Annotated in this window: 15 protein-coding genes and 4 pseudogenes; 9 read left to right on the forward strand and 10 right to left on the reverse strand. The window is 56.5% G+C overall.

Translation table 11 applies throughout. From position 1 onward, the window contains the following. Positions 1 to 1,214: pseudogene (locus tag HF921_RS04060) on the reverse strand (hypothetical protein); the annotation flags it as partial. A 486-nt stretch (positions 1,215 to 1,700) separates the two neighbouring features. On the opposite strand from HF921_RS04060, the gene HF921_RS04065 reads away from it, so the two are divergent. Together HF921_RS04065 and HF921_RS04070 are read left to right on the forward strand one after the other, a co-directional pair. Then, positions 1,701 to 2,372 carry a hypothetical protein gene (locus HF921_RS04065; RefSeq protein ID WP_215893352.1) on the forward strand — a complete coding sequence of 224 codons (672 nt, stop codon included), beginning with the start codon at positions 1,701 to 1,703 and terminating at the stop codon, positions 2,370 to 2,372. Between the two features lie 165 nt (positions 2,373 to 2,537). Then, on the forward strand, positions 2,538 to 3,755 hold the full coding sequence (locus HF921_RS04070; protein ID WP_215893353.1) for an ISL3 family transposase: 1,218 nt from the start codon (positions 2,538 to 2,540) through the stop codon (positions 3,753 to 3,755). 301 nt (positions 3,756 to 4,056) lie between these two features. Here the strand turns inward: HF921_RS04070 and HF921_RS04075 are convergent, their stop codons facing one another. The 8 genes and pseudogenes from HF921_RS04075 to HF921_RS04100 all read right to left on the reverse strand — a co-directional run bounded on the left by HF921_RS04075 (position 4,057) and on the right by HF921_RS04100 (position 12,559). Then, positions 4,057 to 8,091, reverse strand: coding sequence for a hypothetical protein (locus HF921_RS04075; RefSeq protein WP_215893354.1), 4,035 nt, complete (start codon positions 8,089 to 8,091; stop codon positions 4,057 to 4,059). 13 nt (positions 8,092 to 8,104) lie between these two features. Continuing rightward, positions 8,105 to 8,515 carry a DUF6375 family protein gene (locus tag HF921_RS04080; protein ID WP_215893355.1) on the reverse strand — a complete coding sequence of 137 codons (411 nt, stop codon included), beginning with the start codon at positions 8,513 to 8,515 and terminating at the stop codon, positions 8,105 to 8,107. Next, positions 8,512 to 8,937 (reverse strand): hypothetical protein, encoded by a 426-nt coding sequence (locus tag HF921_RS13420; protein ID WP_264318183.1) that lies wholly within the window; start codon positions 8,935 to 8,937, stop codon positions 8,512 to 8,514. The genes HF921_RS04080 and HF921_RS13420 overlap by 4 nt, the downstream gene beginning before the upstream one ends. A gap of 45 nt (positions 8,938 to 8,982) precedes the next feature. Next, positions 8,983 to 9,456 (reverse strand): annotated as a pseudogene (locus HF921_RS13640) (radical SAM protein); the annotation flags it as partial. A gap of 191 nt (positions 9,457 to 9,647) precedes the next feature. After that, positions 9,648 to 10,994 (reverse strand): hypothetical protein, encoded by a 1,347-nt coding sequence (locus HF921_RS04090; protein WP_215893357.1) that lies wholly within the window; start codon positions 10,992 to 10,994, stop codon positions 9,648 to 9,650. Beyond that, complete coding sequence (locus HF921_RS04095; RefSeq protein ID WP_215893358.1) at positions 10,985 to 11,509, reverse strand: hypothetical protein; 525 nt, start codon at positions 11,507 to 11,509, stop codon at positions 10,985 to 10,987. The genes HF921_RS04090 and HF921_RS04095 overlap by 10 nt, the downstream gene beginning before the upstream one ends. After that, positions 11,457 to 11,933, reverse strand: a complete 477-nt coding sequence (locus HF921_RS13745; RefSeq protein WP_455692636.1) for a DUF7665 family protein — start codon at positions 11,931 to 11,933, stop codon at positions 11,457 to 11,459. The genes HF921_RS04095 and HF921_RS13745 overlap by 53 nt, the downstream gene beginning before the upstream one ends. Further along, on the reverse strand, positions 11,930 to 12,559 hold the full coding sequence (locus HF921_RS04100; RefSeq protein ID WP_215893359.1) for a hypothetical protein: 630 nt from the start codon (positions 12,557 to 12,559) through the stop codon (positions 11,930 to 11,932). Before HF921_RS04100 ends, HF921_RS13745 begins: the two co-directional genes overlap by 4 nt. A gap of 84 nt (positions 12,560 to 12,643) precedes the next feature. Between HF921_RS04100 and HF921_RS04105 the strand changes: the two genes are divergently transcribed. The 5 genes from HF921_RS04105 to HF921_RS04125 all read left to right on the forward strand — a co-directional run bounded on the left by HF921_RS04105 (position 12,644) and on the right by HF921_RS04125 (position 17,631). Continuing rightward, entirely contained in the window at positions 12,644 to 12,994 is a 351-nt protein-coding gene (locus HF921_RS04105) for a helix-turn-helix transcriptional regulator (protein WP_215893360.1), read from the forward strand. Further along, complete coding sequence (locus HF921_RS04110; protein WP_215893361.1) at positions 12,991 to 13,521, forward strand: ImmA/IrrE family metallo-endopeptidase; 531 nt, start codon at positions 12,991 to 12,993, stop codon at positions 13,519 to 13,521. The genes HF921_RS04105 and HF921_RS04110 overlap by 4 nt, the downstream gene beginning before the upstream one ends. Beyond that, the gene (locus tag HF921_RS13520) at positions 13,518 to 14,930 is read left to right on the forward strand and encodes an exonuclease domain-containing protein (RefSeq protein ID WP_215893362.1); all 1,413 of its coding nucleotides are present in this window, start codon (positions 13,518 to 13,520) and stop codon (positions 14,928 to 14,930) included. Before HF921_RS04110 ends, HF921_RS13520 begins: the two co-directional genes overlap by 4 nt. Positions 14,931 to 15,115: 185 nt before the next feature. After that, complete coding sequence (locus HF921_RS04120; protein ID WP_215893363.1) at positions 15,116 to 16,093, forward strand: XamI family restriction endonuclease; 978 nt, start codon at positions 15,116 to 15,118, stop codon at positions 16,091 to 16,093. A 2-nt stretch (positions 16,094 to 16,095) separates the two neighbouring features. Continuing rightward, positions 16,096 to 17,631, forward strand: a complete 1,536-nt coding sequence (locus tag HF921_RS04125) for an Eco57I restriction-modification methylase domain-containing protein (RefSeq protein ID WP_215893364.1) — start codon at positions 16,096 to 16,098, stop codon at positions 17,629 to 17,631. A 574-nt stretch (positions 17,632 to 18,205) separates the two neighbouring features. Here HF921_RS04125 and HF921_RS04130 read toward each other — a convergent pair. Further along, positions 18,206 to 18,720 (reverse strand): annotated as a pseudogene (locus tag HF921_RS04130) (IS110 family RNA-guided transposase); the annotation flags it as partial. A gap of 36 nt (positions 18,721 to 18,756) precedes the next feature. Here HF921_RS04130 and HF921_RS04135 point away from each other — a divergent pair. Together HF921_RS04135 and HF921_RS04140 are read left to right on the forward strand one after the other, a co-directional pair. After that, positions 18,757 to 18,912: pseudogene (locus HF921_RS04135) on the forward strand (IS110 family transposase); the annotation flags it as partial. A gap of 301 nt (positions 18,913 to 19,213) precedes the next feature. Next, the gene (locus HF921_RS04140) at positions 19,214 to 19,495 is read left to right on the forward strand and encodes a hypothetical protein (protein WP_215893366.1); all 282 of its coding nucleotides are present in this window, start codon (positions 19,214 to 19,216) and stop codon (positions 19,493 to 19,495) included. The last annotated feature ends 80 nt before the right edge of the window (positions 19,496 to 19,575 follow it).

Here is a 19,575-nt window from a genome sequence, read left to right on the forward strand (position 1 = left end):
GATCCGACGCTGTAGGCCGGGGCGGTGATCGACCCGCCGCTCGCCGTGGATCCACCGCCGAGGGCCGCCGCCGCCTGGCTGGCGAGGGCGTTCACCGCGCTCTGGGCCGCCGTGGCCGTGGATTGGGCACCGCTGGCGTCGGTTTGCGCGGTGCTGGCCGCGCTCTGGGCATTGGAGGCGTCCGTCTCCGCCGTCTGAATGTTGCTCACGTCCGTTTGCTGCTGGCTTTTCAGGCTGGAGATGGCGGACTGGTCCGTTGTCTGATTGCCTTGCAGGGTGGACACGGTGCCCGCCGTCGCGGACTGCGCGCCGTTCAGCGCCGAGATGGCCCCGCCCGCGTTGTCGTAGGTGGATGACCCGACGGTGTATGTCGGAGCGGTGTAGCCATTGGATGTTGAATAGCCCGCCCCTCCGCCCAGGCTCGTGATGGCGTCCGAGGCCTCCGTCTGGGCGCTCGACGCGGCGCCGCTGGCGTTGCTGGCGTCGGTTTCCGCCGTGCTGGCTGCACTTGCCGCCGTGTTGGCCGTCTGTTGCACACCGTAGAGTTGGGAGCCGTTCACGGCGTCCGTGCTGTTGGCCGTGACGGATCCCGGAGCCACGTTGATGATGGTTCGCGTCGATGGATCCGTGGAAGAACTGGTTGCGGCGCCGCTGCCAACCGAGAACACGTCGGCCTGGCCGCCATCCGACGCGCCGTTGCCCACGGCCACGCTGCCGTTCCCGGAAGAAGTCGCACCGCCGCCGATGGCGACAGAACCCGTGCCGGTCGCCACGGACGCTTGTCCGACTGCCACGTTGCGGCTTTCCGTGGCGGTGGTACCGCTGGAAGGGACCGCGTTCGCGTCGCTGCCCACGGCCACGCTCCCCGCGTCGCTTTGCGCGGAATAGCCCAGGGAGGTGCCGCCGCTCCCGCTGTTCGCGTTGTACCCTAAGGACGTGCCGCCGCCATCCGCCGTCCCGTCGTGACCGATGCCGGACGTGGCCCCAGTGGCGTCCGCCTGGGCGTTGGTTCCCAGCGCCGTGGAATGGCCCCCCGCCGCCGTGGCTCCGCCGCCGCCGGCGATATTCCCGCTCGAATCCTGCTGGGTGACGTCGCTGCCGGTAACAGATGTTCCCGTCGCCGTACCTCCAGTCGTCGCGTATCCCGTCAATGGGGCCGCCAGCATTCCGCAGGAAACCAGGGCCGTCACAATACCTTTCCACTTCGCGTTCATTCCGATCTCCCATGAGAAATAGAGATGGGCGACTTGCCCACGACCTATTCCCCCCGGAGGCGAAATTTATCGACGCGTTTCCTTTTCCGGCCTGTGCAAGGACTGGTTGGCAAGACACGCCCTGCCGCTATATCGTTTTGCGCAAAACCGGTTGGAGAGCGGCATCGCAGAGAGAGTTTGGATTTTCCGAGCGACTGCTTTATGCTTTAAGAAATGCGAACTCTCGGCCAAAAGCTGTTTGTCGAGGTCGACCGTTGAAAGGCCGGAACAGACTGTAAGCGGTCATTGGCGATACTATAAAAACGCTCCACTTGATGGCTCTAGCTATAATTCACTAAAATATTTCATATAAAAATTGGCGGGCGCGGATTAGCTTAAGATGTTATATGTTGGTCAATTATTGATGATATTGTGTGCAATGGTTTTGCGCATCAATCCTGAAATCACCATATTTTAAATTATTTGATATATAATCGTGGAGAAATTATGGTTACTGAATCAACCAGTGCAGCATATGACATCGGCCATATAGCATCATACTGCGTCACTGTCATTCTTGCTATTTTTCCTGCCATCTATAAAGTAATTCAGTTTTTTTCTTCTGGCGATTTTTATCGCATAAAAATATCAAAATCAGATACAAATCTAAATATTATAGAGAAATTAATAGCGTCTGACACGAAAAACTCCACGAAAATAATCACGCAGGAATCAAAAGAAATTTGTAGCACCATTGTAGAGGAATCTGTTTTTCATATACAAACCGGGTGCAAGGTAGACAAAGTAAATTTTTACATTTATCGTGCTGTTATTGGTTATACTGGTTTAAAATATCTCGCCTGTTTTGCGACAAAAGTTTCTAGACCTGGCAAGAAGCTCGGAGATTCATGCAGAAGGTCGCGCAACGTGCTCTGTTTTGTCACGATTTTATCGATATTAGCTTTGGGCATTTTGTCATTCTTGCTCGGAGTTGTCATGTCAAAATCATCATCGCCAGCGGCGATAACGTTAGACGTTAAGCAATTGATAGAATTTTACTTTATCATTTTTTTGCAGATTGCATTTTTCTTGTTGTATTTTGCATCTTTTAATAGGGCTGTAAATTCATTTATTTTGCTCAACTCGATAAATAAAACCGACGCTCTCAAGCAGCTTTAGAAGATGGAACAAATCAATGCTTGATGGAACTTCTTTCTTGCTCGGCTTAACCTAAAGAGAGTGGGCCAGTGCTTCGATCAATATCTCTATCTTGGCTCCTCGACACATCGAGTGGGTAAGGCGGTATGATTGCCCTATGGTAGAGGTAGCAAGCTGAGGGCAACGATGGACCAAGGGAACCAACTGTTCACTCTGGCATTAGGTCTGGTTCCGCCGTGGATGGTGGACGAGGTGCGGTTCACGGCGGAGGAAAAGCGCCTGGACCTACATGTGAACTTCCCCAAGGGCAGTCGTTTTCCATGTCCTGTCTGTGGCCAGGAGTGTCCCGTCCATGACAGCCAGGAGAAGGTCTGGCGTCACCTGGATTTCTTCCAGCATGCGGCGTATCTCCACGCCCGTGTGCCGCGGGTCCATTGTCCGGAGCATGGGGTGCATTTGGTACCCGTCCCTTGGGCTCGGGAAGGCTCCGGATTCACGTTGCTCTTCGAGGCCCTGGTCATGGCCATGGTCCGGGAGATGCCCGTGTTGACGGTCGCCCGTCTAGTGCGGGAGACGGACCAGCGACTCTGGCGGGTGCTCGATCATTACGTCGCCAAGGCCCGCGAGGCCGTGGACATGTCAGAGGTCCATGCCATCGGTGTCGATGAAACCAGCAGCCGGCGTGGCCACGACTATATCTCCCTGTTCGTGGACCTGGAGGCCAAGCGTTTGCTCTTCGCCACCCCAGGCAAGGATGCCAAAACCTTCGAGAAGTTCGCCGAAGATCTGCAGGCCCATGGCGGTAACGCCGAGGCCATTACGGAGGTGAGCATGGACCTCTCACTGGCCTTCCAAAAAGGCGCCGCAGAACACCTGCCCAACGCCCAGATCACCTTTGATCGCTTTCACCTGCTGAAGCTCATCAATGAGGCCGTGGATGCCGTGCGCAAGGGCGAGGCCATCTCCCAACCCGATCTGAAAAAGAGCCGCTGGCTGTGGCTCAAGAACCCGGGAAAGCTCTCAGCCAAACAGACCGCCAAGCTCCAGGAGCTCCTCAAGAACCAGAATCTCAAGACGGCTCAGCCCTACCAGTTCCGCCTGACCTTCCAGGAGATCTTCACGATCCAGAATCGCCACCAGGGCGCGGTACTCCTCAATGCCTGGATGGAAAACGCCAAGGCCAGCGGACTACCCCCTCTGGTCAAAGTCACCTACACCCTCATGAACCATTGGGACGGGGTACTGCGCTGGTTCGAGAGCCAGATTACCAACGGCATCCTGGAAGGCTTCAACAGCCTTCTGCAGTCCGCCAAGGCCAAAGCGCGGGGCTACCGTACCCACAAGAACTTCATCAACATGGCCTACCTCATACTGGGCAAGCTGGATCTCAGGTTACCCACATGAAACGTCGAAGAACCTCTATCTTTTAGTAACGCACCTGACGCAATGTGGCTGCCGAAATCAGATGGTTGCTTCTGCTGCATACCTGCCACTGGAAGTAGAGCACGCCGAGGGGGCAGAAAATCCGCGAGACGCCGGGATGATACTTTTTTGTCCGGGAAAGCTATTATGTAATTTTTGAAATAACGATCAAGGATGACACATTAATTTTCCTGTCAATCCATAAAAAACAATTGGTTACGTGGTTTTCAGGGTGATACTTTATTGTCAGCGAACAGGTATCGTCTCAGGGCCGGTGTCATCTTCACCGCATGCGTCGCCGCCGCTTGCCTGCCTTCTTCCCAGGCGGCTTCGCACCCTGCTTGAGGTCTGCCTCGATCAGCACCTCGCGCCACGCATTTGCCTGTTGCCGCTGAGCATCTACGAGCCATTGAGGAGGTGACGGCGGATAGGGCCGCAGTTCTCGCTCGCCGAACGCGAACCAGACAATGGCGCGCTCGCCCACGTACTGCCGGAGCAGGTCTTCGCGAACGTACAACACGTCTCCATCGAGTCCGTCGACGCCTCTGAGCGTGATCGTGGCCCTGGTTCCGTCGGCAAGGCGTAGGCCAAAGCTCTGTGGTGCGCTTCGGAGGTTGAACCAGGTAGAGAAGCATCGCGATGGCACTCGCGCGCTGCCGGCACGGTTCATCTCGCTGTGGTAGCTCTCCCAAGCGTACTGGTGTGCGAGGACCTCAACCTCTACGTTGTCTGTGCCGACGCGAACATTCTCTCGATAGGCACCTTCGGAGCCGGATTCGGCAAGCGTTTCGGCGGCGAAGCCCGGGTGCCAGGGGATCTCGCCTGCGAATATGTAGTGATCGCTGGGAAGGTCACTAGCCACCCATGGCCGCTCCCCGGCTTTCAGGGCGGCCACCAGTCCCTGCGCGCTCTGCTTAGGCGTCAGCAATGCAGAAACGAATGCCCATACCTCACGTCCAAGGACTCTGTCTTCAGCCTTGAAGAAGCCGTGAACGGCAACCCAAGGCCCATCGTGTTCGCCGATCCTCTGCCGAACGAGGAGTGTGCGAGGCACGGACGTCGGGCTCTCTCGAATCCAGCAATCATGGTTCTCGATGGACGGAGAAAGCCATACCGCCGGGACAGTCTCCTCCCCGTCGACGGGCGGTTGTTCGGGGAACGAGGGGTCGATGTCAACGTCAGAGAGACGTTGATTGTCGCGCGGGAGGCGCCCTTGTGTTTCGAGCAGCCCTGCGTACATGAAGAAGCCGATCCAGCCGTACTTCTTCCCGTAGCGTTCTGCGCGAGGCCGTTGCCCACGACCTTCGGACCGAAAAGCATCACTCGCGATGTCACGATCCAGCGTTTCGAATGTCGCGACTCTCCAGCCGAGCGACCACACTACGCCGCGGACGTGGGCAACGGCCGCCTTGTGCCCCTGATGGTTCATGTCGTAGTTGGATCGATCCTCGAAGAGTCGTCCCAGCGTGTAGTTCTCGAAGTCCATGTGGAGCGTCCGCCCCACTTCTTCAGCATATGGGTCGCCTTCCGCGATGGGCGACACCGGCACCGGCGTGCCGAACGACCATCTATTGCGCAAACGCTCGGGGAGTGCAGACGCGTAAAATTTCTCGACGAATGCGATAATGCCCCGCACGTAGAGGCGCGCTAGGTAGTGGTTCGTGGGAGCGGTCGCCGACGAGTCCACGAGCGCAGTCACAAGCCGATCGAGAAGTGGCGCCAGGTGGCCCTCGAAGTCGGCGTCTGCCTGCTGGTAGCTCATCACGACGCCGTAGGTGGCTGCGAGCATGCGTTCACCGACGTAGGCGTCATTCACGGTCAGCGAGTCTATGGTCAGCTCAAAAAGCGTTTCGGGGGCGGCTCGACCGAACCAGTAGAGCGCACGAGTCGCCTGGTCCCGCAATCGTCGAACCGTACTTGTAAGCGTCCACATGACCCAAAGCGCGCGAAGCCGATCGCCTACGGACGTTCCCCCCTGTCGCCAGCGCTGCTCCAGGTCTTCAAGGTCGCGTAGTACTTCGTCTTGGCCCCTTCGAAGCCACTCCGTCCAGCGCAGGTCGCGGTCCGATACACCCATGGGCCGCAGCACTCGGTCCAATGCCTCTGCATTAAGTGGATGATTTGCCGCTCCTCGTACCTCCCAGAGCTGCGCAAGAATCCCAGCGTCTCCTTGGCATACAAGGTCAAGCAATGCGTCCACTGTTGCTGCGTCCAGATAGGCTGCTTCGAGCCTTGCGGCGGTGCGCAATGCGAGAGAACGCATTGGTTCATCAACCAACTGCCAGAGCTGTTTTGAGTGGAATCGTCGAGGGACCTGCCCAACCAACGAGTACACCACATCGTTAGCCAGTGGATGCCGGTCGTTGTAGTCGCCCGCCAACAACGTCGTCGTGGAAGGCTCCCGGATCCATGTCTCGAAGTCGGCCTGTCCGTGCCGTGTGAGCAGCGCATTGGCGATGATGTGCCCTCCCAGCCGGTCGTAAACAGGAACGTAAGCACCGTTACCATTTGATGGCATACGGAGAAGAACCCCCTCCTGCTCCAGCGCGCGCACGATGCTCTGGTCCCATGGTCTATGGTCATCTCGAAGATCTCGTCGCAGTTTGTCGCTGTCGATGGAACGGCTGCGGCAGTCCCATAGATCGTTGGCAATAATGGTCAATGCCGCGCGAACATCTTGCCCATAGTACCTCTGCGTTCGTGGGGCGAGCTCCGCGATCCGATCGCTTACTTGATCGAGGTAGCGGTCGAACAAAGCGGTCAGTGAGCCCGGCATTGCATTGATGCCGACCACTTCCTGCCGTGTCGGGTTCGTCACTTCACAGAAAAGACGCAAGGTCAGCGGGTGCTGGAGGAGTCCAATCGGAAGCGAGGCATCAGTTGCCTCGATCTTGTAGTGGCGAAAGTGCGCACGAATCGCATCGATCGTTTCGTCCCCATAGCCCTCAATTTCGATACGCCGAGTTCCATCGGGTAGCGCCTCGTCAGCAAACTCAGGCCGCAATGTGCAGACCAACAGAACGTAGGGGTACTTCGCGAGCGTCGCCTCCACCGCCGCGAGCAAAGACTTCCAGGTACGTGGATCTTCCGACTCGTTGAGCCCATCGATGACCACGGGCAACCGATGGCGAGCGCGCTGTCCGGCTGCATCCACCGCGGCGAGAAGAGATTCGATGCTCTGAACTGGCTGAGCCGCGATCGACATCCGATGCGCCAAGTCGTCGAGCGTGTGGTTCGCGTGCAGGTCACGACCATGCAGCAGCACACCATGAGGGCGCGCGTCCGTACCAGCCGTTAGCTGCGCTGCAAGTTGCGTCTTGCCACAGCCTGCAGGAGCGAGCACCGCGACAACACGGGACGAAAATGCAGCCTCGACATCGGTAATCAGTCTCAACGTCTCACGACATCCCGCAACGGCGTTCGTCACATACAGACCAGCCCGGTGGTTCCCGGAACGCAGTCGTCGAGGAGCAGTGGCGACATCGGGTGCAAGGGCGCATGGCTGTGAAGTGAGATCGTCGCGAAGCAGGTCGAGGTCGCCATCGCGGATACCAACGGCGATTCGATCGAGCGCATCCGCAGACTGCCTCGACGTGTCGATAACACTCGCAACTAGGGGCGCAAGGGCAGTGGGCACCGTTGGAGCGTCCTCCACAAGTTGCACCATCGAGCGCAGGCCTACGGCGAGGGTGCGAAGTTCGTCCCAGGCGCCTGACTCCCCCAGCATGCGACGCAGTTCGCGCTCAGCATCAACGACGTGGTGGACTTCAGGCTGCCACCTCCCTCGAATCGGGGCGACCGCCTGCTCATGCCGTTCCCATAGAATCTCTGGCGTCAGTACAAGCTCGACGAAGTAGGTGGCACGCAGAACGGCGGCCTGGCCCACGAGGTGGTTGTCAATTTCGTCCGCCGTCCAGAGGTGCAACGTCATCCTCGATGAAATATCCATGAACCATGTCTGATCCGCCTTGGTCAGCGGGTAGCGCGTCCACAAGACCCAGTCCGTTACACCAGGAACATGGATTTCGGTTTTGTGAATTCCCTCTTCAATCTGGTTTCGTCTCGTTGTGCCGAGTGTGCCGGTAGCTGGAAGGTCATACCACTTGCACTGCCATCCCCACCAACGCCCCGGACCTCCAAGTGCGTCGCAAGGTCGGTCGAGTTTCAGGTGGAACTCGACGCCCGGCTGGTTCGCGAGAGCACGAAGCACGCCGTAGCTGCCATAGTTCTGGCGTACGATGCCCCTGCAGAGCAGCTCGAAGTTCTTCTCGGCGCTCCCTGGCAACTTGGCGAAGGCATCCCAGTTCAGTGCTGGCACGGTAGCTCCACTTTTAACGACCTCTCCCGTGTTCGGTGTCAGGATAGTCGTGGGCGGAGTAGACCTCAATGCGCGCGCCACGATCGAACATGACTTTGAGGAAGGCCGAGATGTCGATCTCCTCCGTCGTCAGTACGAGCTTGCTGCCCTCCACTTTCACGCTGACTTCGTAGGCGAACTGCTCAAGCTCCTGCGGCCCGATCCATGCGACGTTCAGACGGCCCAGCAAGTCGAGCATCTCCCCGCCATATTGCGCCGTGGGGCTGTCAAGGATGAGCGTGCCTCGGTCAAGATCTTCAGCGACCTGCCTTGTTAGCGCGCCGATGATTTCATTCGCCTTCGTTGCTTCGTCCGCGTCCTTGAAGTGGCCGATCATTACCAGGTTCGCGGAGTGTTCGGAGCCGTGTTGGTACCAAATCTTCATATATCGTTCTCCGTGAGGTTGTTAGCAAGTCGATCAAGCGCGCTCAGCACGCCATCGGCGCCGATCGAAATTCCGGTTGCATGGTACGAGCTTGGCTTCAGCACACCCGCTGCGTCAACGTGCGCATAGGCTCGAAGACCTCGCTCTGCCGCGATTGGGTCACAGGTTGGGAACCCCTCCGCGCTTCCCTCGTTGATGCTGAGCCTCAGGCTACCTCGATACACCGCTACCCACCGTCGCAGGCCCTGCAACGTGTCGTCATCAATCTGTGAGCACCTGCGGTTCGCCATCTGTGGAAGCAGCAGGAGCTCACAACCCCCGAGGTCGGCGACGATTGCGGCAGCTTCATCAAGATCGGGCAATGTTTTCTCATTTGCGACGAAGTTGACGCCAAAGCTGGCGATAGTCCGTACCAGCTTCATACGCGCGAGTAGGTCTTGGAAGGAGCGCCGCCGGATGGACTCGTAAGTATGGCCGATCCCATCCATGCTTACGCGGATAAAGTGGGCGCTGCTGCGAAGTCCATCGGCCATGGCCTCGTCAATGTGGTGCCCGTGGGTCGTGAACGTGAGCGAGAGCTGCGTCTCGCGCGCCACATGCTGGCACAACTCGACAAAGCGGGGGTAAAGCGTCGGCTCGCCCCCTCCAAAGCCCACTCCTAGAGTGCCACTCGCATCAAGCTCTGCTAACCAGCAAGTGACTGATTCATAGGTGAGATCATGGCGGGTTTTAGGTGCATAACAATGAGCGCACGTTAAATCGCATTGATTCGTAAGCGCAATCGAGACTTGACGGGGCGCCCGTGAGTACAGCGAGGCTGGGACCGCGATCTCGTCGATGAGCACATTCAGGCCAGTAGTGCGGTTGAATAAATGGAGCCCCGCGGGACCATGTCGCAATTTCCAATGTTCGGCCTGATGGTTTTTCGTTGAGGATGTCACTACTGTATGAGCCCTCCGGCCAATCTGTGGGTTTCACAACCGGAGCGGCAAAGCCAGCAGCCAGGAAACGCGATCAGTCTACCGCATGCGAGTGTCGGATGTCCGCATATAGGTGTGACCTCCCACTGGCCGCTTCTGGCCGGGCGCTGCCGGACGGCGGGCCGACGCGACCGCGCGCGGTCGATCGTCAACTACCCTTGGGTACTCATGCCGAGTTTTGCTCTACCGGCGTGACCACCCCCCCTCGCGTCAACTTTGACTACCGGAGCAAGCCGGCGAGCGTTTAAGGAAGAAAGTTTGCCAACTTCATTTGACGGACACTCGCACCCCGAGGTCACGGCGATCAAACGGGAAATGGCTATCGCCGCTGCCAACGCACTAACATATGGGGCTGCGACACTCGCTCCTGCCACCTGCGCCATCCCACAGCGACCGATTTCCTCCTCTAGCCGCTGGTATGCTTCTTCTATGGGCGTTGCCTCGTCACTAGGCCAATCTGTTTGGCCGGCAAAATGTTTATCGATTGGCCGGTTCGAGTCGAAGATAGAGATGCGATAGCGATCGAAATCGTTCGCAGTCCGGCCGAGGCCCACATCAACGATGCAGTCGAATCCGACGCCAGCCAGATATTTACGCGGCTCGATCTTATCGACACCGGAAAGCGCGACGCGCGGGGCATCATCCCAGAGTCGGTCTGTGGCAACGAGGCGCCGATCAATGCGCCTGACGTCAAATCCCTTTGCTAATGCCCATTGCTCTCCAGCTCGGGTCTTAAGCACTCCATAGGTCCCATCTTTCACTAACACGGAGGTTGCCCAGTTTTCCTCGCTGATTTTGTCTTGGTCCTGAAGGATGAGGGAAACGCTCCTCGGATCGGCGTATGGCAGTGCTGCGAGTGCCCAGAGGAAAGCCTGGCCAATGTTGCCAAGGCCAATCAGCCAAACGGCACCTGGTAGAAAAACCTCGGCGAAACTCGGTGCTTCCTCATCCTCGGTTGCTGTCGGCCAGAGGTTTATTTCCGACCGAAGATCATGGCAACGGCCCCGCTCTGCCTCAAAAGCCATTCCTACGGCAAGCGCAGCTGCGGCAATTCCCACTAGCGAGTTGTCGCTATGTTCATATAGATGGGCGCCGACCTCCGCCGTCCCTGCCAGCCAGCCATCCCACCAAACTCCCACGGACCAGCCTGCGTCCGGCTGTTCGGTAGTTCCTATAATAATCCTACGTGAGGGAACACCTTCGAAAGCTGACCCACCGATTTCCGCGGCGGCCTCGCCCAGACTGGACGCGAAGATCGGCAGCGCAGAATTGAGCGGTTGGTCAATGGCTCCGATCACCCGAACGCCGCCAACAAAAGTACGATGCCCGACCGATACAGCGGTCAGGACGGCCGCATGCGCCGCGGGAGATACCGCGTCGGGTCCGACAACCACTTCAAGTGTCAGCGCCCGCAATCGTGCCTGTGCCGCGTCGAAAGAGATCCCATCATTGTCGACAAGTATCTTCGCAAGACGTGCGATATGACGATCTAGCGCCATGTGGGCCACCAACCAACATGAAAGGGAGATGGGCGTTCGTGGCTTCGATCATGCCAGCGGTGTGACCCCAGATACTCATGGACCCCAATTGCGCCAGGGTATATGGCCCGTACCGCATAGTGGGGAAGAATGATAGCAAGGTGACCAACTTCAGCCATGATGGGATTGGCCTGATCCGAGGGGCTTTGCTGGAAGCCGCCAGGATGGACGTGAACGTCAGCGACTACCTGTCGGCCCGTTTTCCTGCAATGGGTCCATAGCGCGCCGAGCCGACGTCCATCGATCTTGACGATGCCCGTCCTTAGTGCGTTTGGATCGATGTCGTCGTAGAAAACGAACTCCTCGATGCGCCGGGCCTCGTCCCTGGAACCTAAAAGGAACGCACCGCTCTCTTGCCGCTCACCGGCGCGCCGACGCAGCTCGGTCACGCCCGTATTCCAGACTGCGGAGGCACAGAAGATTTCAGGCCGAGGCCCCAATACGCTGCGCGCGAGCGTTGCTATTAAGGATGCCATGTAGGTCCTCGAAGATGAATATGAGACGCCGCTCAGGGCGCCAAGCCAAATGGGGATAAGTGCCAGCGCTATTGCTGTGAGGGCCCGTCATTCTATCCCAAGGCCGGTAGACCGTATCTGGACCCCAGTGCTGAAACGTCTTCTGAACACGCGGACCGCCTTTAGGGCGTCGATCCTTTGCCAAGGGCATGTTGGCCCCATGGTCCCAGATCTGCACCATGGGGGGCTGGCTGGGGTAGTTGGATAGCTCCGCCTTAAAACCATACTCGCTCGACGTGCCGTCCGGCTCGGTCGCAGAGATAGTAAAGTCAAGCGTCGGAAATGCGAAAGAAATAATGCGCCAGCGGCCCGCTTCGCAGCTATTGAGGAAATCACCATCATGAAGATCGGACTCAACGCGGGCTGCGCTCGGATCGGCGATCACCGGCAGCCCCCATTGACGATATCACCTCGGACAAGGTCGACAACTAACTCGTTCTGGCATCCCGCAAGATGGCCTACATGCTCCGTCGCGGGAAGCTCTTCCTTTTGGCCGTGACGGGCGAGCTCAAACTCAGTCGCCATGCTCGGGTCGATCGTGAAGACATCAATCGCCCACCTAAGGACATCTTCAACGGTCGCATGCCGCTTGAAGTCCCGATGGTGAGCCGACGCCTGATAGTGGACTGTCACATTCACCTCGCCGACGTAGTGAACGTGATGACGGCGGCGGTGCGGGTAGCCTGCCTCGACCAGAACACCTTCGGTCAACAGTTCGTCCTCGCCTTCACGGAATAGCACCAGTTCTTCGACTGCGCAGCCGCGCTCGCTGGCGATGATCTCCAAGAGCGTCGTCACTCTGCGGCCCAGTTCCACCTCCACAGCTCGCTCATCTGAAAAGCCGGTCTTCACGAGCACGGGGACTGTATGAACGATCTCTGCGCCTTCGGCGTTATCAACAATTTCACTCATCTGAATATCCTTGGCACCATCAGGCTCTGCCATTGATCCGGCAGAGACCACCTCCACCAGTTTTTTAATTGTGACGGGGATATCGGCATATGTCAACATTAAGCACACATGAATATTTTATGTGCTTAATGCAAACATTTACGTCAGCTTGACAAACAAATCATGGGCAGGTAGCTTGCCAGAATGTCAATGAAACTCTATTGCAGACTTGGACGCGCAGTTGCAGAACGGCGTACTCAGCTCGGGCTTACCCAAGCGGAAGTTGCTGAGAAGATCGGTTTTTCGCGTGCCTCTCTCGCCAACCTGGAGACAGGCCGTCAGCGCATCATGGTTCATCAACTCTTCGCCCTGGTGAACGCGTTGAAGCTCAATTCCATCCTTGACCTGGTTCCCGAGACTTGGACGCCCTCGGAAACGCTGCCGGAGATCCGGGTTAGCGGCGGTACCCCACTGAGCTCGCGTCAGCAGTCCACGGTCGAGACTTTTCTCGCTTCGGCTTTCACCGATGAGCAACTTCGAAAGAGACCCTCATGACAAGGCGTGCGGACAAACTCCGAGCCCGTAGAGAGGCGCAGGCATTGCTGCACCATTTCAAGGTGAAGACTGCGCCCGTGCCGGTTGAACGGATAGCGAAGTCGCTGGGCGTGCGGGTCGACTATGCCCCTCTCGATGAAGAGCTCTCAGGTCTGGCCTATATCCGGGGCGGTATCGCGATCGTCGGTATCAACACTCTGCATGCGCCTAATCGGCAGCGTTTCACGCTAGCGCATGAACTCGCGCACATCCGGCTTCACTGGTCGGAACTGGAGCATGCCGTTCATGTGGACCGTGGGTCCCTGCGCCGAGATGGGCTCGCCGCGGCCGGTGTTGATGCCACGGAGATTGAGGCAAACGCCTTTGCGGCCGAATTGCTTATGCCGGAAGATTTACTCGTGGCCGCGCTTGAGGGGCGGTCCGTTGATCTGGAGGACGATCAGGCTGTCTCAGTACTTACGAAGCGCTTCAAGGTTAGCGAAGCGGCAATGCGTTACAGGCTGAGCACCCTTGGAGAGTCCATGTGAGCTTCGTCATCTACGACGTAGAGACCACTGGCCTCACCAGATGCTTTGATCAGATCGTGCAGTTCGCTGCCATACGGACGGATGCCGATCTGAGGCCTTTGGATCAGGTTGAGTTTCGATGCCATCTAATGCCTCACGTTATCCCGTCTCCCGAGGCGATGCATGTGACAGGGCTTCAGATCGCGGAGCTTACGGATTCATCGCTCCCCTCTCACTACGAGATGGTCGGGCAAATCCGCCGTGTTCTCGAAGAGTGGAGCCCGGCGCTCTTCCTTGGTTTCAATTCACTGTCGTTTGACGAAGAGTTTCTGCGCCACGCTTTTTATCAGTGCCTTTACGGCCCGTACCTGACCAATACGAAAGGTAGCGCACGGGCTGATGTACTCAATCTTTGTCGTGTAACAGCGGCCCTTCGCCCGGACGTGCTCAGACCGGCAATAGACGATGAGGGGCGGCAGGTGTTCAGGTTAAAGCCGCTTGCGGAAGCGAACGGCATCAAGGTTCCGCTGTCGCATAGAGCCATGGCCGATGTCGCTACCACGCTGGCACTTTGTCAGCGCATCAAAGCGGCGGCGCCGGAAGTCTGGTCACAGTTCCTCAGATTCAGCCAGAAGGCGAGCGTTGAAGCCTTTATCACCGACGAGGATGCGTTCCTGCTTTCAGAGATGATTGGAAATCAGCATCGTACTCGCGTCTTAACCTGGCTCGGCAGAGATAAGAAGCAGTCGAACCGGCATTACTGCCTCGATCTGGCGACAGATCTTGACACGCTTCGCGCGATGACTGATGAGCAGTTGGCCGAGGCATGTAAGGATGCTGGACGGCCCGTCGTGACCGTTCGTACAAATGCCGCACCAACCCTCTGGGCCATATATGATGCGACGCCTGAACTCCTCGCTCCACTTGATGAGCCTGGAATCCTGGACGCGGCCGCAGTAGTTCGAGAAGATCAGGCACTTGTCGACCGTCTATGCACTGCCGCGCAGGCTGCGGAACCGGACTACTCGCCATCGCCTTATGTGGAGGAGCAACTTTACGAGCAAGGTTTTCCTCCGCTCAAGGACGAGATTCTCATGCAACGGTTTCACGCGGCAGCGTGGGAAGAGCGTCCGGCGCTCGCCCGTCAGTTCGCAGATGAGAGATATCGGTACATGTCGCACCGTCTCATCTTTTTCGAGCGTCCCGAACTTCTCGACGAAGACTACCGACGTATAGCTACCGAAGAGCTTCGCAATCGCGTTATGACCCCAATCGACGCACAACCGCGCTGGCGCTCAATCCCTCTCGCGCAGCGCGAGATCGAGGCCCTGACAAAACGCGGCATCGAGGAAGATGCACGTCGTCGGCAGCAGGAATATTCGGCATACCTGGCCAGCAGGTGTCACTCTGACCAAAAATTCCACGATTGAAAAAGGCGGCCATGGCACGATGGGGTGGGGAACAGATTTTCGGTATAATTTGTGGTCGTGCGCAGCGATATATTTATCGCAATAATGTACGAAAGTGTGGACTGTCCGATGAACGGTACAAGAAAGATGACGTGTTAACGCCACGCGGAATTTAGAATGACTAGCAAGGTAAGAAGATAAAAAACATGGGAATAAACCGGGACAATCCTGACCAATGGAAGTCTGATATAAAGCAGTCTGTCGACCTCTATAACTCGTGGTTCATGCAGTTCGCGCCGAAAGCATTCCGCGAGACAAGAGTGACAACGGCAAAGCAAGTTGAATTTGCGCTGCATTCAACTGAAAACCTGACCAATGTAACCCCAATTTTGCTGAAACAGCACCCGGCGGTTCTTCCCATGTTGCGTATGTCTACTTGCCCGCCACTCGCAAGAGACAGGTTGATTGGCTTGGCCGGGATATCAAAGAATCTTGTTGAGAGTATGGAACTTGCTGAAAACCCAAGAATCCCGCCGCGAATGCTGCCCGTCCAGCTCGAAGAAGAATTGAAGAGAATTGGGGCCATTATCGAAAAAATGGCAGACCCGGATATTTTTGTATGGTTGGGTCGCAAAGAGCCTGCAAACGAGTTAGAGGTTGCCCGTGCCGCGACAATTGTTGCTGATCGGTTGTGCGGTGCTGTGTCAGACCCAATCATCCGTAATGCACAGGAAAAGCGACAGCTTGCCGGGATAGCGGCATGGCTGGAAGCGAAAGGATATAAATCTCTCCAAGCCGGCAATGGTATCAAATTCAACCAAATGCAGCCCGGAACCTACTCGTTCAGAATGAATGTTCCGGTGAAGATGATTAATGACAAGGGCGATGAGAAGCTAGTTAACATCCCTGCCGACGCAGTAATCATGCCGCTATCTGCCAAGCCTGGTGAACTTCCATTGCTGATTGAGGCAAAATCCGCCGGTGACTTCACTAATGTGAACAAGCGCCGGAAAGAGGAGGCCCAGAAGATGACCCAACTCAGGAATACATACGGTGATACTATCCGTTTTGGTCTATTCCTTTGTGGATATTTTGACAGTGGCTATCTTGGCTATGAAGCTGCCGAGGGTATTGACTGGGTGTGGGAACACCGCATCGACGACTTGGCTAAGTATGAGCTATGACTATGGAAGAACGCGCATATAAAGAAAAAATGCGCTTGTCGATTCAAGCTAACCTTGACGCTTATAAAACCTCGCTTGAACGAAATAAGCTGGGGCAATTTGCCACTCCTACGGTTTTGGCCCGTGAGGTGTTGGCGTATGGCTTGAGCTTATTACCAGAAGAGCAAGGGATTCGCTTTCTTGACCCTGCGATCGGCACAGGTTCGTTTTACTCTGCGTTGCTTGAAACGATCGGAGATAGGCTGCTTAAGGCTGCGAAGGGGTATGAGGTTGACCCGCACTATGGTGAACCGGCAAAGCAACTTTGGGAAGACCATAGCTTAGATATCGAGCTTGCTGATTTTACCAGAGCAAAGCCGTCTGCAAATAGCTTTAATCTTCTGATTTGCAATCCTCCTTATGTGCGCCATCATCACCTTGAGAGTGACGAGAAACGACGTTTACAAGCGGAAGGTAGGGCTGCGGCAGGAGTGAAGCTTTCTGGATTGGCAGGACTTTATTGTCACTTCATCGCGTTGGCGCATCGCTGGATGAGTGCTAGCGGTATAGCTGGCTGGTTGATACCAAGCGAGTTTATGGACGTGAACTATGGTAAAGAATTAAAGCGTTATCTGCTTGAAGAAGTAACGCTACTTCGTATCCATCGATTTGATCCCAGCGATGTGCAGTTTGATGATGCACTCGTGTCGTCGGCTGTGGTGTGGTTTAAGAAGGACAAGCCCCCCGCTGGACATATTGTCGAATTCTCCTATGGAGGAACGCATGCGGCACCTGCAATATCACGCGGTATTTCAGCGTTAGAACTTGCTAACGAAGCCAAGTGGACGCGCTTCCCCCGGCAAGAAGTAAGGGTGGCCCTTAACACCCCGATCTTGTCAGACCTATTCGATATCCGGCGTGGCATTGCGACTGGTAGCAATGATTTCTTTATCCTGAGCCGGGAGAAAATAGAAAGACTGCAATTACCGATGGAGTGCTTTCGCCCCATCTTGCCGAGTCCGCGTTATGTCAGCGCCGACGAAATTGACGCCGACGAGCAAGGTAATCCGATATTGTCGCAGTCGCTATTTTTGCTCGATTGTCGCTTGCCAGAACACGAATTGATGAAGCGCTATCCATCTCTTGGGCGTTATCTTGAATCGGGTAAGGAAGAGATGATGTCGAGATATCTTTGCAAGTCTCGCCCGATTTGGTATCGGCAGGAAGATCGCCGCCCCAGTCCCTTCGTTTGTACATATATGGGGCGAGGGAATTCTCGATCCGGTCGGCCCTTCCGGTTTCTTCTGAATCACTCTCGTGCTGTTGCCGCTAATACTTATTTGATGCTTTACCCAAAGCCGCATGTGGCCGAGCGCCTACATGGGCGACCGGATACCTTACGGAGAATTTGGGAGTCACTGAACAATATTCGAGCCGAATCGTTGATGAGTGAGGGACGCGTATATGGTGGAGGACTTCACAAGATGGAGCCAAGGGAGTTGGCGATGGTGTCAGCCACAGAGATTTCTAGATTGATAAACCGGTTGGGTAGTTTCTAAAAAGCACCAGCAAGTGGGTTTGTATTTTGCATTTGGTCTATTGTCGAGGACGGTCAACGGAGTTTAGCTGAGCGCTATAATCGGTATCTATTGGCCGGATGCTGACATTTAATCATCGTTAATGAATGACTGGGCCGATATTACTCGTTCTCAACTTGGAGGCGAATGACCGCTCCCGCTGCTTATGTATATAACGCTGCCCTGCCGCCGTTGAGCCCTGATGGTCGGCGGCAGACTGGAAACGGATGTTCAGGGACGGAGAGCAAATGACAATGTCCGACGGGCTATAGTCATGTATGAACGTCCCCGGTTTTGCAAGATGCCGGGATTGGAGGGAAGGATCGATTGCAAACATGTATCCGGCCTGTTGGTGGGCATTTTGCCCTGGCCCTGATGGGTAATCCGCGTGTCAGCTCCTCATCAATTCTTCGGCCTGTACCACGGCCTTTGACAATATCAGGTTTTTCAGACACCGGTTCGACCATATCCACCATCTCTCGTCATCGCGCAAATCGTGGAACTGTAGTGATCTCCTTTTTGCTTCAAACCGATTGAGTTCGTGCTGATCTTCCTGCTATACCGCCATGTGATAGGATTCTTCCCGAACCATCAACGCCCAGGCAGTACGCACCATCTTGGCGGCCAAGGCGACGGCCGTCTTCTGGACACCCCGGCGGGTTACCAAATCTCGAATCCATCACGATCTGGGATCCGATTTCTCTCCCACACGGTGAATCACTGCCATGGCCCCTTGTACAAACAGGGTACGCAAATAGCTGTCCCCGTGCTTGGTGATTCTCCCCAGCCGGGTTTTTCCTCCAGAACTCGATTGCCTGGGCACGAGCCCAACCCAGGCGGCGAGTTCTCGGCCATTGCGAAAAAGCTTGGCATCCCCGACAGTCGCCACCACCGCAGTCGCCGTGACGGGCCCTATCCCGGGAATCTCCGCAAGGCGCTGTGCAGTTTCTTCTTGCGCAAGTCGGGCTATCCTTTGGTCGCACTCCGCCAAGCGCTCGTCCTGGCGGAGTAAATCTCCCCGCAATGCGGCGAAGAGGCCGATCGCCTCCATGGCATATCGGCATCCGTAATACCGTGGGAATTGACCTGGCCAAGAACGTATTCAGTGTGCATGGCGTCGATGCGCATGGCAAGGTGGCGTTGAAGAAGACCCTGAGCCGCGGCAAGCTGCTCGAATTCTTCGCCAACTTGCCATCCGCAATCATCGGCATGGAAGCCTGCAGCGGTGCCCACCACTGGACGCGGGCCTTGGGCAGTCTGGGCGAAGACGGCAACGGGTCGGGAGCGGCTGGAGGCCATGGTTCCATAAACCGGACACACATTCCATTCCAACCAAGAGGCATTATGGAAACGGTCGCCTTCGGGTCTCCCTATTCCAACCTTCGCCAGCTTTGCCGCAGCAGGTGGTTGGCCTCAAAATCCGCCGGTTTCCAACCAGTTGTTGCACATACCCCCTTTTCCAACCCCGCGCCACCCGGCGCGATCTTTCCCATCCACATAAAAATTGCTATAAACAGATCAACCCATCGCCAAAAAGAAGGGATAAGCCAATGGAGCGAGCGTCATGAGAAAGAGCGAAGCGAAGGAATCAATGGACAGGGAGACCAGGAAGCAAATCCTCCTGATCAACGTCCTTTTCACCCTGGGGGCGGTCCTGTTCCTTTTCCTGATGCTCCTCACCTTCGTCTTCTTGGTGAAAGGGCACTGGATTCTCAGCTTGTCGTCGATGCTGGGCGCTTTTTTGTTCGGAGTTTCGTCCGCCGGCTTCATGGCTTGGGCCGCCGTCAAGTCGGCGGAGAACGAGAGGATCGCGAAGGAGAAACGCCGCCCCGCCGGTCAGCGATAGGGACCGATCAACAGGACCAGCCAGACCGAGGCGACGAACACGAAGGCCGCCCCGTAACGGCGGGCCGCATCCAGCGTCCC

Source organism: Acidithiobacillus ferriphilus, assembly GCF_018854775.1.
In the GTDB taxonomy this organism is placed as follows: Bacteria; Pseudomonadota; Gammaproteobacteria; order Acidithiobacillales; family Acidithiobacillaceae; genus Acidithiobacillus; species Acidithiobacillus ferriphilus.